The 22,036-nt window shown below is 43.6% G+C and carries 24 protein-coding genes and 1 pseudogene; 17 read left to right on the top strand and 8 right to left on the bottom strand.

What is annotated here, in order from left to right:
* Positions 1-184: 184 nt before the first annotated feature.
* From CPT76_RS09235 to CPT76_RS09250, 4 genes are all read left to right on the top strand, one after another.
* The gene (locus tag CPT76_RS09235) at positions 185-904 is read left to right on the top strand and encodes an endonuclease/exonuclease/phosphatase family protein (RefSeq protein ID WP_105442706.1); all 720 of its coding nucleotides are present in this window, start codon (positions 185-187) and stop codon (positions 902-904) included.
* A gap of 747 nt (positions 905-1,651) precedes the next feature.
* Positions 1,652-2,554: a glycoside hydrolase family 172 protein gene (locus tag CPT76_RS39270; protein WP_258168610.1), complete on the top strand. Its 903-nt coding sequence runs from the start codon at positions 1,652-1,654 to the stop codon at positions 2,552-2,554.
* Complete coding sequence (locus CPT76_RS09245; RefSeq protein WP_105442707.1) at positions 2,551-3,432, top strand: glycoside hydrolase family protein; 882 nt, start codon at positions 2,551-2,553, stop codon at positions 3,430-3,432. The genes CPT76_RS39270 and CPT76_RS09245 overlap by 4 nt, the downstream gene beginning before the upstream one ends.
* Before the next feature lie 2 nt (positions 3,433-3,434).
* Complete coding sequence (locus CPT76_RS09250; protein ID WP_181152757.1) at positions 3,435-3,974, top strand: GH32 C-terminal domain-containing protein; 540 nt, start codon at positions 3,435-3,437, stop codon at positions 3,972-3,974.
* A gap of 76 nt (positions 3,975-4,050) precedes the next feature.
* Here CPT76_RS09250 and CPT76_RS09255 read toward each other — a convergent pair whose 3' ends face one another.
* Together CPT76_RS09255 and CPT76_RS39275 are read right to left on the bottom strand one after the other, a co-directional pair.
* Positions 4,051-4,647, bottom strand: coding sequence for a LacI family DNA-binding transcriptional regulator (locus CPT76_RS09255; RefSeq protein WP_258168235.1), 597 nt, complete (start codon positions 4,645-4,647; stop codon positions 4,051-4,053).
* Positions 4,635-4,952 carry a hypothetical protein gene (locus CPT76_RS39275; RefSeq protein WP_258168236.1) on the bottom strand — a complete coding sequence of 106 codons (318 nt, stop codon included), beginning with the start codon at positions 4,950-4,952 and terminating at the stop codon, positions 4,635-4,637. The genes CPT76_RS09255 and CPT76_RS39275 overlap by 13 nt, the downstream gene beginning before the upstream one ends.
* A gap of 39 nt (positions 4,953-4,991) precedes the next feature.
* On the opposite strand from CPT76_RS39275, the gene CPT76_RS09260 reads away from it, so the two are divergent.
* Positions 4,992-5,255, top strand: coding sequence for a hypothetical protein (locus tag CPT76_RS09260; protein ID WP_105442709.1), 264 nt, complete (start codon positions 4,992-4,994; stop codon positions 5,253-5,255).
* Between the two features lie 222 nt (positions 5,256-5,477).
* On the opposite strand, the gene CPT76_RS36575 is transcribed toward CPT76_RS09260, so the two are convergent.
* The 3 genes from CPT76_RS36575 to CPT76_RS41325 all read right to left on the bottom strand — a co-directional run bounded on the left by CPT76_RS36575 (position 5,478) and on the right by CPT76_RS41325 (position 6,242).
* The gene (locus tag CPT76_RS36575; RefSeq protein WP_145156462.1) at positions 5,478-5,576 is read right to left on the bottom strand and encodes a sporulation protein YjcZ; all 99 of its coding nucleotides are present in this window, start codon (positions 5,574-5,576) and stop codon (positions 5,478-5,480) included.
* Between the two features lie 229 nt (positions 5,577-5,805).
* The gene (locus CPT76_RS41320; protein WP_308737550.1) at positions 5,806-5,940 is read right to left on the bottom strand and encodes a cation transporter dimerization domain-containing protein; all 135 of its coding nucleotides are present in this window, start codon (positions 5,938-5,940) and stop codon (positions 5,806-5,808) included.
* A complete protein-coding gene (locus CPT76_RS41325) occupies positions 5,940-6,242 on the bottom strand; it encodes a cation diffusion facilitator family transporter (RefSeq protein ID WP_308737551.1) in 303 nt (100 codons plus the stop codon). Before CPT76_RS41325 ends, CPT76_RS41320 begins: the two co-directional genes overlap by 1 nt.
* A gap of 402 nt (positions 6,243-6,644) precedes the next feature.
* Here CPT76_RS41325 and CPT76_RS09275 point away from each other — a divergent pair, with 402 nt between their 5' ends.
* Together CPT76_RS09275 and CPT76_RS09280 are read left to right on the top strand one after the other, a co-directional pair.
* The gene (locus CPT76_RS09275) at positions 6,645-7,463 is read left to right on the top strand and encodes a DUF2935 domain-containing protein (RefSeq protein ID WP_258168237.1); all 819 of its coding nucleotides are present in this window, start codon (positions 6,645-6,647) and stop codon (positions 7,461-7,463) included.
* Positions 7,464-7,511: 48 nt separating this feature from the next.
* Positions 7,512-7,898, top strand: coding sequence for a YmaF family protein (locus CPT76_RS09280; RefSeq protein WP_105442711.1), 387 nt, complete (start codon positions 7,512-7,514; stop codon positions 7,896-7,898).
* A 652-nt stretch (positions 7,899-8,550) separates the two neighbouring features.
* Here the strand turns inward: CPT76_RS09280 and CPT76_RS37165 are convergent.
* Positions 8,551-8,703, bottom strand: coding sequence for a hypothetical protein (locus CPT76_RS37165; protein WP_181152758.1), 153 nt, complete (start codon positions 8,701-8,703; stop codon positions 8,551-8,553).
* 450 nt (positions 8,704-9,153) lie between these two features.
* Between CPT76_RS37165 and CPT76_RS09290 the strand changes: the two genes are divergently transcribed.
* Positions 9,154-9,498: a response regulator gene (locus CPT76_RS09290; RefSeq protein ID WP_234489896.1), complete on the top strand. Its 345-nt coding sequence runs from the start codon at positions 9,154-9,156 to the stop codon at positions 9,496-9,498.
* A gap of 150 nt (positions 9,499-9,648) precedes the next feature.
* Here the strand turns inward: CPT76_RS09290 and CPT76_RS09295 are convergent, their stop codons facing one another.
* The gene (locus CPT76_RS09295) at positions 9,649-10,014 is read right to left on the bottom strand and encodes a hypothetical protein (protein WP_105442714.1); all 366 of its coding nucleotides are present in this window, start codon (positions 10,012-10,014) and stop codon (positions 9,649-9,651) included.
* A gap of 894 nt (positions 10,015-10,908) precedes the next feature.
* Between CPT76_RS09295 and CPT76_RS41965 the strand changes: the two are divergent.
* Positions 10,909-11,085 (top strand): annotated as a pseudogene (locus CPT76_RS41965) (IS3 family transposase); the annotation flags it as partial.
* A 49-nt stretch (positions 11,086-11,134) separates the two neighbouring features.
* On the opposite strand, the gene CPT76_RS09315 reads toward CPT76_RS41965, so the two are convergent.
* Positions 11,135-12,064, bottom strand: a complete 930-nt coding sequence (locus tag CPT76_RS09315) for a ketopantoate reductase family protein (protein WP_105442717.1) — start codon at positions 12,062-12,064, stop codon at positions 11,135-11,137.
* 150 nt (positions 12,065-12,214) lie between these two features.
* Here CPT76_RS09315 and CPT76_RS09320 point away from each other — a divergent pair, with 150 nt between their 5' ends.
* The 8 genes from CPT76_RS09320 (at position 12,215) to CPT76_RS09350 (ending at position 22,025) form a co-directional block, all read left to right on the top strand.
* Positions 12,215-12,778: a TetR/AcrR family transcriptional regulator gene (locus tag CPT76_RS09320; RefSeq protein ID WP_181152759.1), complete on the top strand. Its 564-nt coding sequence runs from the start codon at positions 12,215-12,217 to the stop codon at positions 12,776-12,778.
* Positions 12,779-12,790: 12 nt separating this feature from the next.
* The gene (locus tag CPT76_RS42445; protein WP_483870062.1) at positions 12,791-13,084 is read left to right on the top strand and encodes a WCX domain-containing protein; all 294 of its coding nucleotides are present in this window, start codon (positions 12,791-12,793) and stop codon (positions 13,082-13,084) included.
* Positions 13,085-13,594: 510 nt separating this feature from the next.
* On the top strand, positions 13,595-15,082 hold the full coding sequence (locus CPT76_RS09325; protein ID WP_105442718.1) for an Lsa family ABC-F type ribosomal protection protein: 1,488 nt from the start codon (positions 13,595-13,597) through the stop codon (positions 15,080-15,082).
* A gap of 289 nt (positions 15,083-15,371) precedes the next feature.
* Positions 15,372-16,313, top strand: coding sequence for an aldo/keto reductase (locus CPT76_RS09330; RefSeq protein WP_105442719.1), 942 nt, complete (start codon positions 15,372-15,374; stop codon positions 16,311-16,313).
* A gap of 333 nt (positions 16,314-16,646) precedes the next feature.
* A complete protein-coding gene (locus tag CPT76_RS09335) occupies positions 16,647-18,311 on the top strand; it encodes an extracellular solute-binding protein (protein WP_258168238.1) in 1,665 nt (554 codons plus the stop codon).
* A gap of 113 nt (positions 18,312-18,424) precedes the next feature.
* Positions 18,425-19,330 (top strand): ABC transporter permease, encoded by a 906-nt coding sequence (locus tag CPT76_RS09340; RefSeq protein ID WP_181152760.1) that lies wholly within the window; start codon positions 18,425-18,427, stop codon positions 19,328-19,330.
* A gap of 124 nt (positions 19,331-19,454) precedes the next feature.
* Positions 19,455-20,255: a carbohydrate ABC transporter permease gene (locus CPT76_RS09345; protein WP_374954665.1), complete on the top strand. Its 801-nt coding sequence runs from the start codon at positions 19,455-19,457 to the stop codon at positions 20,253-20,255.
* A 39-nt stretch (positions 20,256-20,294) separates the two neighbouring features.
* Positions 20,295-22,025 carry a sensor histidine kinase gene (locus CPT76_RS09350; protein WP_105442721.1) on the top strand — a complete coding sequence of 577 codons (1,731 nt, stop codon included), beginning with the start codon at positions 20,295-20,297 and terminating at the stop codon, positions 22,023-22,025.
* Positions 22,026-22,036: the final 11 nt, after the last annotated feature.

The following is a 22,036-nucleotide window of genomic DNA, read 5'->3' on the forward strand; positions in this document are numbered from 1 at the left end:
AGACGACAAGAGCATATATCGTTTGCAGGCTTTTTTGTTTTAGCTTTAGGTGTTCATATACGTTTCCCCTGATATTTACGGAACGTGTTGTTAAGAATAAAATGGAATCATCCACGATTCTGGCCATTGCTATGTTCAAAATACTCAAAACGTTCATTTCAAAACAGAAAGACAGGGGATTCAATTGCAGATCAAGGTTGTCACTTTCAATATTCATCATGGGAAAGGGACGGATGGAAAAATAAACTTGAACAGAATTGCCGAAGCTATAGAAGAAAGTGAGCCTGACCTTATCGCTCTAAATGAAGTAGACAGGTATTTTTCCAAAAGAAGCCATTACTTGGATCAAGTATCATGGTTAGCCGGACGATTAAAGATGAATGCAGCTTTTGGGGCAGCGATCACCATCAAGAAAAAGAAGGGTAACATGATCAGACAGTATGGAAATGTCCTTTTGTCTCGTTATCCCATTGTATCGGAGAAAAATCATCCTATGAAATCTGGTATGATCGAAGGCCGATCTTTATTGGAAGCTGATGTACTCATAAATGATAAGCCACTCAAAATGTATGTCACCCATCTCAGTTTGAATCCACGCAGACGTAATAAACAAATTGAATTTATTTCGAGCAAAATTAAGGAGGATCGTTCACCTGTTGTCATTGCGGGGGATTGGAATATGAAACGGGGAGGTAAGGCATGGAGCACCATAGCGGGAATTGTTCAGGATTGTTATATGGCGGCAAAAACGCCTAGCAATACGTTTCCATCGTTACGTCCCGTTATGCAGCTTGATTACATTTTCACCAGCCGGAATATAGAGATTGCTTCCGTTGAAGTCATTAACAAGATCCCAGCAGCCTCAGACCATCTACCGTTAATGGCAACATTGAGCCTGAATTGATGCTGTATCCTTAACCGCGGCAGACTTTTTTATAAAACAGTTTACTTCAGAAGCAACGGAATCTTGACCTCGGTGAACGGATATGCTAAGTTTTGTTCATATTAATGAGACCTGAAGGGAGGGATAAAGCGATGTCGGAATTAGAGGTTGTGGATGTTCATGTGAACCTGTCATATCCGCGTTTTTTTGGCATGGTACAGCATCGTCGCTTTGGAACTTGATGGACCCGGCGTGATTTGGAGAGTCTGGTCAGCGCTTCCTGCGGAGGGCCATATCCGGATTTTTATAGATCATGCCGATACTCCTGTGATCGATCAGCCGTTTCGGGATTATTTCGACACATTCAACCGGGAAGGGCCACCTGCCAACTTCCCGAGTCTGACGCCTACCTTATCCCGCGGCAGAAACAGCTTTATTCCCATTCCTTTTCAGAAACATTGCAAAGTAATGCTGGATAAAGGGTGGGGTGCTTACTACCATATCACCTACACCGTTTTCCCTGTCGGGGTTAGGATGCCGTCCTTTGATGGCAGCTTCGATAAGGAATCGGCAATTGCATTGGCCGAAGCGGACCGCGTGTTGCAGCAAAGGGGAACATATTCTTTTGCGCAAGCGGGTGGGTCTATAGACGAGAGCGTTACGGTATCCGTTCCAGCAGGAGGCAGGGCAGTAATTTTTGATAAGCAAGGGGCCGGCTCGATCTCCATGATTCGGATCAGGACCGACCTTAGACGAAAGAGTGAACCATTGCAGCGGAAGCTGGCCAGGCAATTGACCATCTCGATGAAATGGGACAACGAGGAAATCCCTTCTGTATGGGCACCCCTGGGTGATTTTTTTGGCAGCGCTCCAGGGATCAAGCCGTACCGGTCTCTGCCCTTGGGGATGAACGAACATGAAATGTACAGTAATTGGTACATGCCTTTTTCGGAAAGTGCGAGAATCGAAATCGAGAATGATGGGACGGAAGCATGCGAAATTACGGCGGATATCCGGTTTACTCCTTTATCAAAGTCTGACACGGATGAACTTCTTCGTTTTCATGCGAAATGGCATCGGGATGAATATCTGGATCTGGATACGGAGCGGTTTAAGGAAGGAGGAGACCGCTGGCCGGATTGGCCTCTGCTGCTGGCGAAAGGACGGGGAAGATTCTGCGGTGTTCACCTGCATGTTTATAATACCTGGGAGAAACCAGATGAAGAGCCTGAAACCTGGTGGTACGGACAATGGGACCGAAAAACCATTGACTGGTGGTGGGGAGAGGGGGATGAGAAATTTTTTGTGGATGGTGAATCTTTTCCGTCTACGTTCGGAACCGGCAGCGAGGATTACATAGGCTACGCTTGGGCAGCCGAGCCGCCATTCCCGATGTTTGACAGTGCTTTCGCAAGTCAGCCCTTCATCGAATTGGATGCAAACGGCCACACTTCCGTCAACCGATTTCATATTTGCGACAACGTTCCTTTTATTCACTCTTTTGAGGGATTTATCGAGAAATACAAAGCGAATCAATGGGGGCTCAATAACGAATGTTTATATGCTGCCACCGTTTACTGGTATCAGGAGCGGGGGACAAGCGATGCTTATAAGCCTGTTCCATGGATTGAACGCTTAGATCATTTGAAACTTGGGGAGGAATTACAATGAGGGAATTTTTCTATCGGCCAGAGAATGCCTGGGTAGGGGATGTAATCCCTTATTATGAAGACGGGGAGTTTAAGCTGTTTTATTTGCACGGCTGGCGAGATAACTACAGGGAGGGATTTGATCACGGCTGGTATCTTATAGGAACAAAGGACTTTGTGAATTATCGGGAAGATGGAGCCTGCAAGATTGAAGGCGGAACCGGCCATATTCTGAAAGTGGACGATATCTATCATATGTTCTACTGCGTGTTTCCTCCAGGTAAGCAACTCGTTTGCCATGCGATCAGCGATGACTTGAAGCACTGGGATCCCATCCCGGAAGATACTTTTACCGCTGATGACCGTATCTATGAGATGTCTGATTGGCGTGACCCCTTCGTATTCTGGAATGAAGAGGAAGGTCAATACTGGATGCTGCTTGCCGCGATGTCGAAAGGGTCTACTAACCGAAAAGGCTGTACCGCGCTGTTGTCATCCAAAGACCTTAAAACTTGGGAGCATCGTGAACCTCTATACGCTCCAAATTTGCACGTTGGGGCACATGAATGTCCCGATTTGTTTCGGATCGGGGATTGGTGGTATTTAATCTATTCTTCCTATACTGGGCGCTTTGCAACCTTTTACCGGATGAGCCGTTCCTTAAACGGACCTTGGATAACCCCAAAGGAGGATACCTTCGACGGCCGTGCCTTTTATGCAGCCAAGTCTGTTTCGGATGGGGAAAAACGCTTTTTATTCGGGTGGAACCCACGAAAAACGACGATTTATTCAGCTGGAATCCGCCGAAGTCTCGCGGCAAGGATTACGACACATGGGATTGGGGTGGGAACCTTATTGTACATGAAATCGTTCAGCGTACGGATGGGACCCTTGGTGTAAAAGTGCCGGAAACCGTGGATGGCGCATTCGCAAAGCCGTTGATTGTACATTTCGATAAAATTGCAGGAGATTGGAAACATAGGGGTAGCTCACTTTCCTGTACGTCACCGTATGGGTTTGCCGGCTGCATCACCCGGGATGATTTGCCCGATCAATGCAAAATATCCGCTACAATTTCTTTCTCCGAGCAAACTCAAGGGATTGGGTTCATGCTGCGGACAGAGAATACCTTGGATGATGCCTATTACGTCACCTTGGAGCCACAGCGGGACCGCATTACCTTCCGGGGATATATCATGCAATCGGAAGAAGGCGGTAAGACGTTCCCTTATGAAGTTGAACTGGAGCGCCCTGTCAATTTGGTTCCCGATCGTCCTTACGAAATCAAAGTATTTATCGATGGATCGATATGCGAAATTTATGTGGATGAAAACATAGCCATGAGCGCCAGAATGTATGATATACCTAAAGGGAAGCTTGGCTTGTTTGTCAATCAGGGCAGTGCTCAGTTTAGCGATGTAACGATCTCGATTAGAGGTTAAAACAAAAAGATCGAGCAGAGGATCGGTTTGTCCTCAGCTCGATCTTTTTTATTTCTTTTTTTGGCAAGCGCCAATATCAGCTGGTCCGCCGTACCATCAATTCTGTCGGGAATACCTCTTCGACAGGTTCAAGGCGTTGCCCATCGGTTTCAATGGATTTGATCATTAGCTTCGACGCAGCCTCGGCCAATTCATTGCTGGGATGCCGGATTGTCGATAAGCTTAGCAGTTCCGAGACGGTAGGCATATCGTCGACACCCAGAACAGCAAGCCCATCCGGAACGCTCAGATTCAAATCCTTACAAGCCTTCAACGCTCCAATGGCGGAAATATCGTTTAAGCAAAACAACGCCTGGGGCAGTTGGTTGCCTTTGGCCAACTTCATAACTGTATCGTAACCAAAGGCTTCTGTCATATCGCCGGTGATGACGGTTGGCAGTTTGCCGTTCTGCTGCAGTGACTCGCTGGCTCCGTTGAGCCGGTCATCAAAGCCAGGGACATGACCGTGCGGATATGTTAAAATGACTAGCTTGTCATAGCCTCGGGATAACAAGTGGTTTACTCTGATCTGGCCGCTCTGATAGTCGTTGACGCGCAGCACATGCGCGCCGTAGGATAAGTTGTGGCGTCCTACCGTAATGACAGGCACGTTAAGATCCATTAATCGGGGCATGAATTTTTCCGTCTCCAACGTTGCTTTGAAGATGATCCGTCGACTATCTGGATATTCATAAAGATTTCTTCAAAGTCCAGTAGGATAATCTTATAACCCAATGCTTTTAACTGCTGCTTGATGACCTTGGCAAAATGGAGGAAGTATAAGTCTTCAAAGTAACCGTCGCCGTCATAGATACTATCGGATAAAACAAGCCCAATGGTGTGCATTCTGCCAGTAATTAGGCTTTTGGCCACCGGGTTCACTTGGTAACCTAACTTCTTGATCGAGAGATTGATTTTTTCTTTCGTCTCTCCGCCCATTTTCTGGAAGTTTCCGTTCAAGAAAAGGGAGTGTTAACCTTGGAATATACCTATCAAGAGTTTATCGAAGATTTAAATATGGGGCATGAAATAGAATTCCTTTTGGATGGAGATAGATATTCTATAAGCTACAATAATACTGGATGGCACGTAACTAAATTTGGAAATGAAGAGTATTCTGCATATGGCAATGTTAATGAGTTGTTGGAAAATGCAAAATTCAAGGATAATTCCTTACAAGAAATATGGCATAAAATTAAAATTGATAGTAACGATAAAATAAGACGCAAAATACAGTCTTAAAGGCTTCACAACAGTAAACGGGAGAATTCCACATTCCCACCGTGATAGTGGAAAGACGGGGAATGAGGAAGAGACATGGTCATAGTCTACACAAGGGCAAAGAGAAGTTAATTAGGGATTTTTTAAATTGCCTGTACCTCATTTTTCTGCATTAACTTGTACATGGTCTATAAACCGAAATTAGACCCCGCAGCCGTTTCAACGGGGTCTAATGGAGTATCCTCAGAAGAACGATTTTGTAATAATTACCAACAAGATAAACAGCACTAATATAGCTGCCACGCTTGTGCCAAGACCGCCAAAGCCGCCAACTTCACCCATGTCATTACCTCCTTAATCTATAAGGTACATTGATATCATATGAATTTGTTTTGATTGCGTCAGGGCAAAATGGTAAAGATATTTTACAAGTTAAAATTCGTTACTAGGTAATATAACCATAGACTTAGTTCAATATGTTAGTCAGCTTTTGATAATGCAGCCTTATAACGTAAAAAACCAGTTTCGGGAAAGACCCAGCAACTGGTTTTTTTGATTGCTCTATAGATAATTACTCGTTAACGTATTGAACAGTTGGTTCCATATGGACATGCACTTCGTATACACCATGTTGTTTGATTAACTCATTTTCGACTGCAGTTGAAATATCATGAGCAACTTGTAGATCCAAAACCACGATATCCACTACAGAGTTATTGCCATAGTTTCTTGCACGTCTTCCCTAATGCCCTTAATTCCGGGTACCGTCAATGCAGTGTCCTTATATTGATCCAATAATTGTTCATTGAAACCATCTGATAAATAATGGGATGATTCACGAAAAATATCCCAAGCAGTTTTACAAATTAATAGTCCAACCAAAACAGCAGCGATTGGAACTAACCATGGTAATTGCAACTGGGATCCTAATATTCCTATCACTGTTCCAACCCATGCATCCGAAAGGTTATCTTTAGTAGGTGCTCTCTGTGGCGATGCAGCAGACAAATGCCCTATACTCCGCTGAGCGTTAAACGTGAACACTGGGGATTTGAGCCCAAGGTATGGATGAAGAGATGTGGGCTGTTTTTTCAACATATTCGCGATCAGATCGGTGAGCGAATTGAACGTTTTGTTAAAACAGGCAGCCGAATAGGCGGCCTTTGTTTTTTGGTTAAGATCCTTTATTATCCTGTTCAAAGAACATTGAAATACCAGGTAACGCTTGCTCCAATGGATAGAAATGCTGCCAGCAGAAGCCTTCAATTTCTTACTTAAAAGGGTTGAGGGTTTTAATTAGATATTTAATCAGAAAATACACCTTTCAGCATAATGGAACAAGCGTACGTAATATATTCTACATATAATGTAACTTTGTGGCTTAAACCCAATCGAGAAGGAGTGATAATTTTGCCAGACGTATTTGTAGAACGGTCTTTAGACGAAATTCGATTCTGGTCACGTATCATGAAGGAACATTCGTTTTTCCTTCGATTAGGATTTAGGAGTGAAGATACACAACTAATAAGCGAAGCTAACCAATTCCAAGCTATTTTTGAAGATATCGAAAGAAGAGCCCATTCATTTTCAGTAAACACCGATCCTCAAACCATTAGGGAATTCAACGTAGAGGTACACAACGCAGCGGCTCATATTTGGGCTTTTAAAAGAAAGGTTCTGGGCCTAATCCTGCAGTGTAAGCTGCCAGGACAGAATAATTTCCCTTTGCTTGTTGATCATATCAGCCGGGAAGCCAACTACTTTAGAAACCGACTGGAGGAACTGAATTCCGGAAGGCTCGAACCTCTACATGATGCCATTATTGATGAGAATGTTTTCTTCCTCAAAATCATGGCAGATCACGCTAAGTTTATAGGCCACCTTCTGGATCCTTCGGAAAGGAAGCTTGTTGAACAGGCTAGAGAGTTTAGCCATGAATTTGACACCCTTATGTATCAAGCAATTGATTTAAGTTCAATGCGGCCTCAATCCCAGACAGTTCCATTATTGAGTCAGTTTGTAGATGAGAACCGGGTCTCTGTGAAGTCATTACGGGATTTTAAGAAGACAGCCCGAGATTTAATCGAAGAATGCCGTATAAAAAGCATCATTCATCCCCTATTGGCAGATCATGTATTTCGGGAAGCTGAAAGGTTTTTGTTTATTCTGGATATGTTTGAACGTTCATTATCCGGAGAGAAGGTAAACAAAAGGGAAATATTGTTCTAAAATGGCGGTTTGAACAAACATAAAAGATCAATCTAGGAGGGAAATTTATTGGAAATACCAATCACAGGATTACTGCTTCATTCTGAAGGTTCTGGTTCTGAACATGCTCATAGTCTCCTTATTACTTCATGGGATGGAAGACCGGTTAGGCTTCATGTTCATCCGATTTCGGGGGACACTTCGTTTGATGTTGGACATTTTCATCATTACGCTGGAACCACAGACCCTGCCCCCAGTGGGGTTCCCCATGTCCACCATTACAATGTGGAGACTTCATTTAATGACCAGCATATTCATTATGTTCGAGGAACAACAGGACCGGCAATCCCCTTACCGGAGGGTGGGCATTACCATGATTTTGAGGGTTACACAACAGTAAACGGTAGAATTCCTCATTCTCATCGATATAAGGGTAGAACAGGGAAAGAGGAATAAATCTCAGGTTAAAAATGGGTTGTTCTCCCCATAGATCCTTCCCTATCAGTGGTAAAGGTTCCTCCATACACTATATTACCTTATTTAAAAGGGGCGACAGATAATGGGTGGAGTCGGTTACACTGTAATCAAATTGAGGTTCAAAATCATTATCCACTGAGTGTCCAATCGTCAAAAGGATATTCAGTGGATAAGCGTGGTTTTCCGCAAGCTATAGTGTGTTCATGATCATTAGAGGGCTTTTTTGTTATATAAAAATGTTTTTTCATCCGTACAGTTATTTAGGCCAAGTCATAGCTTATTTAGTTTTAAAGCTGGCCGTTCATATGGGTAGATCCTCGGATTCGGATGTCGGAGAAGGCATGGTTCATTAGAATTAGAAAAGGAATTTGTCTTTGATTTAGGGGAACCGCGGCGGAACGTCGGTACAATGTCGTTAAGATCGCCATGTTTTTAGTTATGTCTAGATCTGCACGATTGTCCACGGACTTCCCGTTCCGAGCTGTGGCTTATATTTTCCTATGGAGGAAAAAGCTGGCTTTGGTTAATAAAAATTTGCTCTTGATGTGACGACAAGAGGAGAATTACGATCCCGAGTTTTTCCCTTATACGTGTTTTTGTGTTAAATAGTCTTATTTTAACGTTATATAATTTAGATCGGCTTGCTCGGCAGTTGTGTCGATTTGTTTTTGCCCAACCATTCCAGCTCGTTTATGGATGCATTGACACGCATCGGTTTATCATGACCGGCGTTGGGCCGGATAAGAACGATTGACTTTACTTTTCGTTTGTTCTTCTTCTTCATAAATGGTTACCTCCTTCCACCTACTTCTTACTTTAATTAAATTAACTTATGCCAACCTTGGGTTTCTGGGTTGGGCGATTATGCTTTGACTGATGAACATATTGCAGCTAAAGTTAAAAACTCAAGCATTGTTTTCACCACTCCTGATTGTAGTTATGTTCTTAGTTCCCTGTATTGTCGAAATTATTCTTCGTTTTGAATTGCACCTCGTCGTCAAAGAAAACGTCCTGGGCTGGGCGATTAACCAGGAAAAGGCCGGCATCAAATTCATTTGCTCATGGCCACGTTTTACCCAAGTATTATTCAAAAAAGATTCTCTTTTCTTTGGGGTTTGGGTTTCGCATGCTAATTAAACGGGTAAATTAAAATGTTAGCTTTTAATTTGGAGACTTTACATGGTAAATTGCTTGTGCGTGGTCCTCTTCTCGGCTTCATGAAAGGATGTTCTCAATGAATGTACTTGTGGTTGATGATCATGAAGTCAATCGAACCGTATTGGTTAGAATCTTACTAAAACTTGGTTATTCTGCAGATACTGCGACCAATGGGTTAGAAGCCGTTGCTGCGACGAGATCAAAATCCTATCAGCTCATTTTTATGGATATCTACATGCCGTTCATGGATGGGATTTCAGCGGCTGAAGAGATTGTTTCCTTCTTAGTTAACCCGCCACATATCATTGCCGTCTCAACAGATCCAGGCGCAAAGACACGTTGTCAGGGGTTTGCGGATTTTATTGAAAAGCCCATTAGTTTCCACCGAATTAAACAATGCATTGATTCGTTGATTTCATGAGCACAAAGCGAGTGGGAAAGATCCTCGAGTTTCCCCAGCCTGACATAAGCCAATCCATTGGAAAGTGGATAAAAAAGCCAACTCAAAGGAGTTGGTTATTTTTTGTTTCGGCCTTCTAAAATAGGAAGTGCGATGCAGTCAACGCCATACTTAGTCAGCATTAGTGCTTTCGGAAATTTCAGAAACACGGGTAACCTTATAGCCTGAGTTGTCATTCTTCTCTAAATCGATTCTAATTTTCCTTTTTACTTTATTATCCAAGAGATCCCCTTCTAAAGTAAGACTGGTACCATTTATTTCGCAAACCTTCTTTGGAAAGAACCCCCAATCTGTAATATGAAATTCTTTTGAAATCGCGTCATTGATATCACTATGAAGAATGGATAACGTGTAGGTTCGTATGTCTTTTGCTGAATTCTCTACCGGCTCTTCTGGTGCAGCTTCACAAATACCGCCTACGTTCATTACAAATAAAAATGCCGGCAGAAGGAACATTTGCTTTATTTTGATTTTCACTTCAATCACTCCTTCAACCTGTATGCTTTACAAAAAAATGAAAAATATTTATGGAACAGTTCTATTTTGTATCAGGAGGCCCCCTTATTTAGTTCGTCGTCTTCTCTATACAGAAGACGACGAGTTTTGGGGGGGACAGTTATTGGTACATGCCTTTTCGGAAGAAGGGAGGATCGAGATCTACAATGATGGGACAGAATGCGGAATTACGGCGGATATCCAGTATACTCCATTAGCGAAGTTGGTTATGGATGAATTCCTTCGTTTTCAAGAAAATTGGCATTGAGATGATTATCTGGATCTGCATACGGAGCGCTTCAAGGAAGAGAGCGCTAGCCAAATTGGTCTTTGCTGCTGGCGGGGAGAGCGAGATTTGTTCTGCGACAACTGTATCCTCCCAGCCTGGTTTCAACACGGAGCGAACTACTGTCTCCCTGAAACAAAACTACTGATTTCTGCCGCTGCCGAAACAACGCGAGTACTTCCTGATGAAACGTCCATAATCGATGTATGTGAGTGAATAAATATGCAAATTCGGGGTTGCAGGAATTCTCACTAATAGTGAAAGTAAGCATTATATCCGGCGTTTAATAAAGAAACTCCTCTCAGTAAATATGAAAAACGCTCATGATGAATCAACATTTTCGTCTTGTTTTTTTCTCACCAATTATGACAACACACAGGGGGGGTGTGCTGACGCACCAATACATCGTGGATTTTTATCGGATCTGCAGAATGGATTCCAATTCGATGGCGCTTGTCGATGAAAAATAAAGAATATGCTGCGGAATTTTGGAATCGAAAGGAAACAAGAACATGAGCCGATTACCGATTAGATAAGTATCTAATCAACAAATAGAGTTATTTCATTAAGCTGACAGACAGGTTAATGTAGTTGATAATTTCTTTTCCCATCTGAAGACCGAAAAAATCTATCTATCCCATCTAAAGTCGATTTCGGAGTTGGAACAGGCTATTCAAGAGTACGTTTCGTTTTATAACCATGAACGTTTTCAGAAGAAACTAAACGACTGTTCCCCAGTGGAGTACCGAGAAACGGTCGCAGCATAATGGTGTCTTTTTATTCTTGTCTACTTGACAGGGTTATGACCAGGATTCTTTATATTTCTTTTGTATATTCCGTATTTTCAAATGCCATCGTAAGACGCGGCAAAGGTATGCCTGCCTTTTTTGCTTCTCTCACAACTTCAAGTACCGCAAAACCTGCTTTACTATTGTTGTATTCCACAAAAAGCCGCGGTAAGCTGCCTTTTGCAAAAATAACCTTGGTAAAAAGTATGCCGAGAAGGGCCGGTGGAATTTTAGTCAGCAGGAGAGAAGTGGCATCAAGCTTTGCACCTCTTGCTTTAAGTACAGGGACCATTTCCCTCATATGCTGACCAACATTTGCGAATGAGTCACTATGGTTCATGACCGCTGGAAAACTTCCCCGTTTTAACACCTCGGCTTCCATCGCTGCGTTCATGGCAAAGTGATTCCATAACCAGTTTTGCATATCCTTTACCCAATTAATTTTAAAATGGGCACTTTCAAATAGCTCTTTGACCTTGTTGTTAATATGCTCAGTGCCTGCCCGTGGTATTTCTAGAAATACCATTTTCAAAAAGCCGCCTCTAAGCTTATTGTCCGCGATGCCACCTCCTGCTCCAGGGAAGCCAAAGACAACATTGTTCATAGACAATGGTGCGATCGATGATTTCAAATCTTGCCAAATGTTATTGAATAGGAGCATAGGGGTATTTCCTGCGGCAGTTGATAGGAATTGTGCTACTTCAGGAAGTTGCTCCGTGTTGACGCTCACAATAATGAGATCATAATTGGGAAGGATCTCCTCATGCAGTTTGACGTTCCAGCTTCCTTTTATGAGCTTTTTCCCTTTTCGTGCGTCCCACATTTCAAGCGCTATACTGCTTCCGAGGGTTTCTTTCCTCCCCTTTCTAACGTAAAACTCAACTGTATGACCTGCTTGTTCGAAAGCCCATGCATATTGGGTCGATATTACACCTCTACCGAAGAATAAAATTTTCATGTTAGACTCCCCCAAAGAGTTGATAATCCGTTATTGATGATCCAACAACGTGTTGTATAATAATATTGTATGGATTCACCATACAGTCATCAACCATCAGATTTTCAATATCTGTCGGATCATCTATTGAACCGGAAATGGAGGCAAATCATGAACAAGCAACCTGAGATTACAGACAAAACCAGGCAGACCTTTATAAATGTGTTCTGTGATTTATATAGCCAAAAGCCAATTGAAAAAATATCTATTCAAGAGATTGCCAATAAGTCAGGATATAACCGCAGTACATTTTATCAATACTTTACAGATATTTATGAGTTGCTGAACTACGTTGAAGAGAAGGTTTTGAAATCCATTAACGAGGAAATGGCAAGCAGGGAGCTTTCTACTCATACTTTCCAAGATGCGCTTCAATGCTTGGAAAGTACAGAAGATATTTCTGTCCTAAAAGCCCTCCTGGGTGACTATGGTTCTGTTCATTTTGTTGAACGCCTGAAAAGAGAAATTCCCTTTGAGAGATTGATTGTGAATCTTCCAACAAATGATATCTTAGCGCCATACCTGATTGAGTTTTACATATCAACATTAATATCTTTGTTTCGCCTTTGGATACGCAACGGCAAAGACTTATCGTCCGAAGAATTAGTCAAACTGATCGATAGCCTTTTTGCAAATGGGATAAAGCCGTATTATTATCTTTGGCACAGTCAATGAAGAGTAAGAGATATCAAAGGCGCTTACCGGGTCTATGATGAATTTCCTGATTCGATGATTACGGCTAACAGCGATGGCTCCTATGCCGTACGAGGAGAATTTCCGATCGGATTGTGGCTTGATAGTTATTTACTCTCATTTGGAACCCTCCTGGAAGAAATCAGTCCGGAAAGCCTTCGAAATCGGTTGTTATCGCAGACCTTAATAATTGCCTTGCGGCGACGAAGATTTTCGTTGTCTTCCGTTGGTCCAGAGGAAGGAAATACTACGAGGTATCAAACTCCCGTCAAATGCTTATATAGATAATTCGACTAAGAATTTCGTGTTCCTGTGTCGCGTATATTAATTTGCCAAATAGTAGCTCACCCTTTTTGTTCACTTTTTCACGATTAAGTACTCATCCTCTCGTTACTATATATCATGACAGATGTAAAGGCTGGTTCAATCTAAGTTTGGGCTTTCCCTGAAATAGGGAATGCCCTTTCTGCTGTTTGGGTAGCAGAAGGGACCAGATTAAAAGCTTTGAAGGAAAGTAGTGCGATTTCGTCTGTCGTACTGAAAACGACCCGGAGATTGCGGCTGGGATTATCGTCATTAACATTCTTCTTTCTGTATTTATATTATAAAGAGTATATACATCTGCCTAGTCGATTTTTGAATGGATGTCGCTCGGTTTATTTATTGTATGGTCGGGTTCATGTGAGCGCCGAGAAGCACTGGTTGGACTGGTGTTCTTTCGGCGTTTTTTGTTGGCTTCCGTGTAACGGGCGGGAACGGTTTATTTTCTCCGCCAACACTTAACTGGAGGTCGATTAGATGTCACAGATTTATGTTTCGAACTTGACGTTTGCCTATGAGGGAAGTTATGACAACATTTTTGAGAACGTCCATTTTCAGATCGATACCGATTGGAAATTAGGATTCACGGGCAGGAATGGAAGAGGGAAAACGACATTCCTCCGTCTGATACAGGGGCAGCTCGAATACAGCGGGACCATATCCGCGAACGTCGAATTCGATTATTTCCCGTTCGAGGTACAACATAAGGAATACCTTACTATAGACGTAATCGGTGAGGTCTATCCGGACTATCTTCACTGGAAACTGATTCGAGAGCTGAACTGGTTGAAGGTATCGGAGGATGTGCTGTACCGCACGTTTAATACTTTGTCGAACGGAGAGCAGACGAAGGTGCTGCTGGCAGCCTTATTCATCAAGGACAACCGTTTCTTACTGATTGACGAGCCGACGAATCATCTCGACCTGCATGCGAGAAAGCTGGTCGCCGATTACCTCAACCGAAAGAGCGGGTTTATTTTGGTCTCCCACGACCGGGCCTTTCTGGATCGGTGCGTCGATCATATTTTGTCCATCAACAAAACCAATATCGAAATCCAGAAGGGCAATTTCTCAACCTGGTGGGAGAACAAGCAGAGGCAGGACCAATTCGAGCTGGCTCAGAACGAAAAGCTGAAACGGGACGTTCAACGCTTATCGGATTCCGCCAAGCGGACGAGTGGCTGGTCGCATGAAGTGGAAAGTACCAAAAACGGCACGAGAAACTCCGGCTCCAAAGTGGACAAGGGGTATATCGGTCATAAAGCAGCCAAAATGATGAAACGCTCAAAAGCCATCCAGCAGCGGCAACTCTCTGCCATTGAGGAGAAAAGTAAGCTTCTCAAAAATATCGAGAACGCAGAGAGTCTACAAATTGCTCCGCTTCCATTTTACAAAGAGCGCCTCGCCGAGCTGGATCACATCTCGGTTTCATACGAGTCGAAAACGGTATGCGAAGACGTGACCTTCGAGATTCAACAAGGGGAGCGGATTGCGCTATCCGGTGCAAACGGTTCAGGCAAGTCCAGTATTTTGAAGCTGATCTGCGGCGAGGATATTCCATACAACGGAGGATTCCATAAGGACGCGCAGTTAAAAATATCGTACGTAGCCCAGGATACGTCTCATCTTCGGGGGGATTTGTCCGAATATGCGAAAAGCTGCGGGATTGATGAAAGCCTGTTTAAGTCGATATTGCGGAAGCTTGATTTCTCGAGACTGCAATTTGAAAAGGACATTTCAACCTACAGCGGCGGTCAAAAGAAGAAGGTATTGATCGCTAGAAGTCTCAGTGAAAGAGCCCATTTGTATATTTGGGACGAGCCGCTTAATTTCGTTGATGTCATCTCCCGCATGCAAATTGAAGAACTGCTGCTCGAATACACACCGACGCTTCTGTTTGTAGAGCATGACAGCGAATTTGTGAGCAACATTGCCACCAAGGTCGTTGAACTATCCGGGCGATGATGGATGGATTTATACCGATCTGCCCTGAGAGGAGTTAGCTGGGGATGTAAGGAGATAAGAACAGAACATATTCTCTTCATAGCCGCGTAACTGCGGCTTTTTTTGTTAGCCGTAATTGATATGATTATCTACTTCCCCTTATAAAATCATCTTAATTCAGCTAACAGGCAGGATCGCTTAATCGATTCGCGAATATGAAATATAGGTTGTACTCGAGATCCCATTCGATTCAAGGCATATCGTTTTTTTGTTCCTGTACATATCGATTTGAGAGAGGAGTAGAAGTCTAATGAAGTACGCAAAACTCGGCAGAACAGACATAGAAGTGTCCCGCATTACGTACGGCGCAATGGAACTGGGAGGGGGCAATGCCTTCTCAGGCGGATTGACTCGCTGGGAGCTGAAGCCCGAAGAGGACAACATCCGGCTTCTCCGTCAAGCTTTTGAGCACGGGGCCAGTTCATTCGATACCGCTGAGCTCTATGGGGCCGGACGTTCAGAGTTTATTGTAGGAAAAGCCTTGGCCAATGTAAGAAAACAGTGCGTAATCGCAACGAAGGTAAGCGCTCATCATCTACGGCCCAAAGATATCCGTACGGCCCTGTGGCAAAGCATGTTCCGGCTGAACACGGACTATATCGACTTGTATTACATCCATACGCCCAGTAACGACATCCCGATCGAGGAATCTATGGGAGAGCTGAGCAAGTTGAAAGAAGAAGGCGTAATTCGTGCAATCGGTGTCTCCAATTTCTCTCTGGCTCAACTGAAAGAAGCCATGCAATATGGGCGGGTTGACGCGATACAGCCGGAGTATCATATGCTCCAGCGCAGCATTGAAGACGAATTGCTTGACTATTGTTTGCAAAACGACATCAGCATCATGAGCTACAACTCCCTCGCTAAGGGGATTTTGACCGGAATTTTCCACAAAGGCAAAGAAGTTACGGATTTTCGCAAGGAGAGGCCTTTATTCCAATCAGAAAACCTGCGGAAGACGGAGGACCTCATCCGTCTCTTAGAGGAAATCGCCGCAGCCAAAGGTGCCACTCTCTCGCAAATCGCAATTAGCTGGCTGCTAGGCCGGAAGGGCCTGACCTCGGCCATCGTGGGCACACAGAACGAGAAGCATTTCTTTGAGAACCTGCATTCCATTGACATAGAATTGACCGAAGAGGAAGCGACCAAGCTGGACGTCTTAAGTAAACAGACACTAAAAAATCTCGACTAAACATCTAACCATTTGTTCACCGTAGCCGTCGGGATTTCCTTAGACCCAGTACACGGAAAAGGAATTCAGCCTCATTAAAAGCTAAAAGGGGCTTCATCAATTGGCGGATGATAACCAATTCCATAAGCATCTAAATAAATCACCGGCACATATGCCGGTGATTTTTTGTTGATACACTTCTTTAATTGATTTTTGCCTGGTGTCAAGAGGTGTATACGAATGTAAAGACTAGTGTATAGAACAGCGGAGAGCTTCTTTCTATACTAAAATTATGAAAGACCGCAGCACAGCTTGCAGCGAAAACTAAAACGAAATATACCGGAGGGGTAAAATGTGAAGAGCAAAAAGGCACTTGCCATAGTCTCCTTGACGCTTGCATTGGCGATGACAGGCTGCAGCAGCAAAACGTCGTCTGAGACAAACCATTCATCTGGAAATGCCAAGGAACCGATCGAAGCAACAGGCACAGGAAACGGCAATGATATTCTAGAGGTTTCAACGGTTTCGCCAAGCGATCCTTACTTGAAATTTGACGAAGGTGAAAGCTTCGACAAAAACTCAGTTTATGATGCTTATGAAAAAGATATCGGTGTCAAAATTACAAACAAATGGGTTACAGATATAAGCCAATTTAAAGAGAGGGTAAAAATAGCCATCGCATCCAACGATCTTCCGGATTTCTTGCCTGTAAACGCTACACAGCTTAAAGAGCTTACTGAAGCGGATATGATTATGGATTTGACAGAAATTTATGATCAGCATGCTACGGAAGAGACGAAAAAATTTCTGACCATGGACGGCGGCATGCAAATGAAAACAGCGATGATTGACGGGAAAATGGTGGGTATTCCGAGCTCATACAACCCATTCAACTATCAATTTTTGTTCGTTCGTACGGACTGGCTGAAGGAGCTGGGCTTGCCTGAGCCTAAAACAATGGATGATTTCTTAAAAATTGCCGAAGCGTTCAAAGCGAAGAATCCTGGCGGCACAAAAGAAGCTTTCGGTATTGCGGTCAGCAAGAGCCCATTTAGTATAGAGACAGGCGTTACAGGTCTGAGAGCGTTCTTGAACGGCTATCATGCTTATGAAAACATTTGGATGGAAGACGGAAACGGCGGTTTGATGAACAGTGATATTCAGCCCGAGATGAAGCAGGCTCTTGCAGCGCTGCAAGACATGTTCAAAAAAGGGTTGATCGATCCCGAGTTTTCGGTTAAAGATACGGAAAAAGCTGCTGAGCTCATCTACGACGGCAGCATCGGCATGGTATTTGGCGCTTCCTGGACACCGGCACAGCTTGCGAAAGGGGCTGTGAAAGACGGCAAGGTTGTTCAAGAATGGGGAGTGTTCCCTATCCCTTCAATTGATAACAAGCCTACATTGAATCAAATTGGTCTTGGCGTTGATGAATACTATGTTATCTCTAAACAAGCCAAGCATCCGGAAGGCGTTATCCGTTTGTTAAACCAATGGATCGTTGCTGACAATCATCCGACAGAAGAGCAGAAAGTATATGGGTATGGTAAAGACCGAGTTGAAAAAGGCAATAACTACTGGCTGCTTAACCCGCTTCGAGTCGGCAAACAGTTTGACAATAACGGCGAAATCTTGCCCAAAGCCATTGAAAACAAAGACGAAAGCATCCTTGAGACAGCAGACCAAAAAACGCGTTATGCACGCGCCATGCAATACGTTAAAGGCGATACAAACATGTGGTGGGAGTATTTAATATCCGGTCCTCATGGAGCCTTTTCTTATGTTCCAGAAATCCAAAAGAACAAGCAATACTTGCAAAACAAATTCTACGGGGCGCCTACTCCGACGATGGCAGACCGTCAAGAAATTTTAACGAAGAAACGTGATGAAATATTCATCAAAATCATGATGAACCAAGTATCCGTAGACGAATTCGATAAATTCGTTGCAGAGTGGAAGAAGCTTGGCGGCGATGAAATCACGAAAGAAGTTAACGAGTGGTATAAATCGCTTAAATAGAATCTGCAGCGCAGGGAGGGATTGAATCGATGCAATCCCTCCCTTTTTCAAGAACAACCAGGTTCTTTAGCAAAGCATGAACAGCACGAAAAGTGAATCAGCGAGGTGAAGATGTGAATAGTCTGACGCGAATGTGGAAGAAGGAATGGCCGCTTCATTTGATGCTGCTCCCGGGCTTGGCTTTGATTATTATTTTTAGTTACATTCCGATGACAGGAATCATGATGGCTTTTCAAAAATATGTGCCGAATAAAGGGTTGTTGGGCTCCCCGTTTATAGGATGGAGGAACTTCCAATTGTTAATGGATTATCCGGATATCGGCCGTATTTTCTTTAACACGGTATATATTGCTGTCATGAAAATCGTTGCCGGTTTGTTCGTGCCGATCACCATTGCTATTTTGCTTAATGAATTGCGCAGAGAATGGATGAAAAGAACGTTCCAAACCCTGGTCTATCTGCCCCATTTTTTATCCTGGGTGCTGCTGAGCGGTATTTTGATCGATATTTTATCTCCTTCCTCCGGCATATTTAACCAGGTGCTTGGATGGTTCGGTATGAAGCCGATCTTCTTTCTTGGCGATAATAACTGGTTCCCTTATGTCATGGTCGTCTCCGATGTATGGAAGGAATTTGGATTTGGCACCATTGTTTATTTGGCGGCGTTAACCGGAATTAACCCTACGCTTTATGAAGCCGCTGAAATGGATGGCGCGGGCCGCTGGAAACAAACCCTTCACGTGACACTGCCGGGCATGATGCCGATCATCGTTCTTATGCTTACGCTTAATATCGGGAATGTGCTGAACGCCGGATTTGATCAAATCTTTAACCTGTACAGCGCGCCGGTTTATGAAAGTGCCGATATCATCGATACTTTCGTCTACCGCATGGGGATCCAGCAAGCCCAGTTCGGATTTGCCACAGCTGTCGGCTTATTGAAATCCGTCGTATCTTTTATTTTCATTTCCGTATCCTACGTACTCGCATACCGACTAGCGAATTACCGTATTTTCTAAGAGAGTGGAAAAGTCGGTGATTCAGAAAGGAGACAGACCGTGGTCATGAAACCGTCATTCGGGAAGAAGGGCTTTTCTAGTTAGCAATCTACTATTTCTTGTGTTTATATCTCTTTTATGCTTAATGCCGATTATTCATATTTTGGCGATTTCCTTTAGCTCAGGATCGGCTGCGGCAGCCGGCAAGGTTGCGCTGTGGCCTGTAGAATTTACAACAGCAGCTTATGATAATGTGTTCGGTAAGCCTGAATATTTAAGAGCTTTTGGCGTTTCTATAGAGCGGGTTGCAGCAGGGACGGCATTAAGCATGCTGTTAACGATTGTTACAGCTTATCCTTTATCCAAGGACCGCAATACGTTTCGTCTAAGAACCGTTTATGCCTGGATCTTCGTTTTTACGATTTTGTTCAACGGCGGACTTATTCCTACCTATTTGACCATAAAAAGCTTGGGACTTATTGATTCTCTCGGAGCGCTGGTGTTTCCTGCAGCGATCAACGTGTTCAACGTCATCCTGCTATTGAACTTTTACCGCAATTTGCCCAAGGAGCTTGAGGATGCTTCGCGGATTGACGGAGCCGGGCATTTTGCAACACTCTGGAAAATCTATGTTCCGCTATCGTTGCCCGCACTGGCGACAACGGGGCTTTTTACGATGGTAGGGCATTGGAATAGCTGGTTTGATGGCATGCTCTATATGAATCATCCAGAAAATTACCCGCTGCAAACCTTTTTGCAAACCGTTATTATTAAGTTGGATTTTCGATTTATTAAATCAGAAAATGTGGAACTCATGCTCCAGCTGTCTGACCGAACAAGCAGGGCGGCACAAATCTTCGTTGCGGCTTTCCCGATTCTTATTGTCTATCCATTCTTGCAGCGGTTTTTCATCAAAGGCATTGTAATGGGAAGTGTAAAAGAATAGGCAGGAAGGTCGTAGATCTCGGGCACAGGAGAACAAACGATGAAAAGTATATTCTTTTTACAGGATTCCTCTATATTCAAAAAAATAATGGCCGCCTTTTTGGCGGCCTTGCTGCCGCTTATGGCTATTACCTGGATGATGAATGAGCAAGGGGCCAATCATATCCGCAGTGAAATATCCGATTCGATTTTAAATACGACACGGTTTTATCTGGACTCTTTGGATCAGGAAGCAGACCGGATCAGCCGATATTTGCCTAACTACGTCATGGACAGGGATTTAATGGAAGTAGCGGCGACAGGTGAGCAGATGAACTTCTACGAGCGGTCGTCTAAAATATTGGATATTCAGCACCGCTTGGATTTAATGAAAAATTCCAGTCCGTTTATTCGCGAGTCGAAGGCGTACATTCCGCAGATCGAGCGCACGGTGCTGAGCAACAGCTATGAAACCAAGCTGAATGCGGAAGAATATGAAGCGATGCAGCCAGACAAGAAGCTTTATACGGGGCCCTTTATTTATTGGCAGGACCGGCTGTTTATTACGATGCAGTACCCTGCAGGCAAAAAAGACCCGCTCTATGTGGTAGGCGTAGAGCTCTCAACCGGCAAAATTAAAGAAACATTAGCGCAAATCGGCAATAGCAGGGGAGGCCAGACCGTATTGTTTAATCTGGAGCGCGACTGGGAAATCAATAGCGGCTCCGACCTTGAATTGCATGATCTGATGAAGCAGCTGGCTTTTGAAAAGCAGGCAGCGAACTTGGATGAAGGCTATGATACGATCCATTATAAAAACAAGCGATTTCTAACCGTATTCAAGTATTCCAGCCTCTGGAATTGTTACATGGTAACGAGCATACCGGAAGAGATGATTCTCGGTTCGTTGCAGGTATATCAAGCTTTATTTTGGTGGGCCTGCGTGCTTGCTGTTTTTATTGTATTTTTCTTTACCTATTTTTTAATCCGGTTAATATACCGTCCATTGATCAAGCTGGTGCGTTCTTTCCGACGTATGCAGCAAAACGAGCTGGAGCCGATCCTGATCGACCGCAGGAAGGATGAGTTCGGCTATTTATACCAGGCTTTTAACGATACGGTGAAATCTTTGAAAACACTGATTGAGGAAAATTATGAGCAGCAAATTCGCACGCAGCGTTCGGAGCTGAAAAGATTGCAATCGCAAATTAATCCTCATTTTTTATATAATTGCTTTTTCGTGCTTTGCCGTTTGATTAAATCCGATAGCCAGAAGGAAAAAGCCTACCAGTTTTGTTTATACATCGGGCAATATTTTCAGTTCATTACTCGCCATCATGATGACAACATTCCGCTGGAGATGGAGCTTGAGCATTCCCGCACTTATGTGGAGATGCAGTCGATCTGTTACGGGGATCGAATACAAGTGCTGTTTGACGTCGAAGCCCAGCCGATTGAAGTGCCCCGATTGATTCTACAGCCTATTATTGAGAATGCTTATAAATACGCTCTCGGCAATATGCTGGGCACAGGCGAGCTATGGGTGCACAGCAAACTGCGAAATGATGCCTTTTACATTTATGTAGAAGATAACGGCGAGTTCATTACGGACGAGGAGATCGAAGCGCTTGACAAGAGGCTGCGTTATTCAACGAACCAGATTGAGGAGACAACCGGCCTGCTTAATGTTCATCGTAGAATTCAGCTTCGTTATGGAGAAGAGTTTGGGATTACCGTATCACGCTCTGAGCTTGGCGGGCTTCAAGCTATTATTAAACTGAGCATGAGCTAAGGAGGAATCAC

It is taken from the genome of Paenibacillus sp. AR247 (genome assembly GCF_002968895.1).
Taxonomy (GTDB): domain Bacteria; phylum Bacillota; class Bacilli; order Paenibacillales; family Paenibacillaceae; genus Paenibacillus_AQ; species Paenibacillus_AQ favisporus.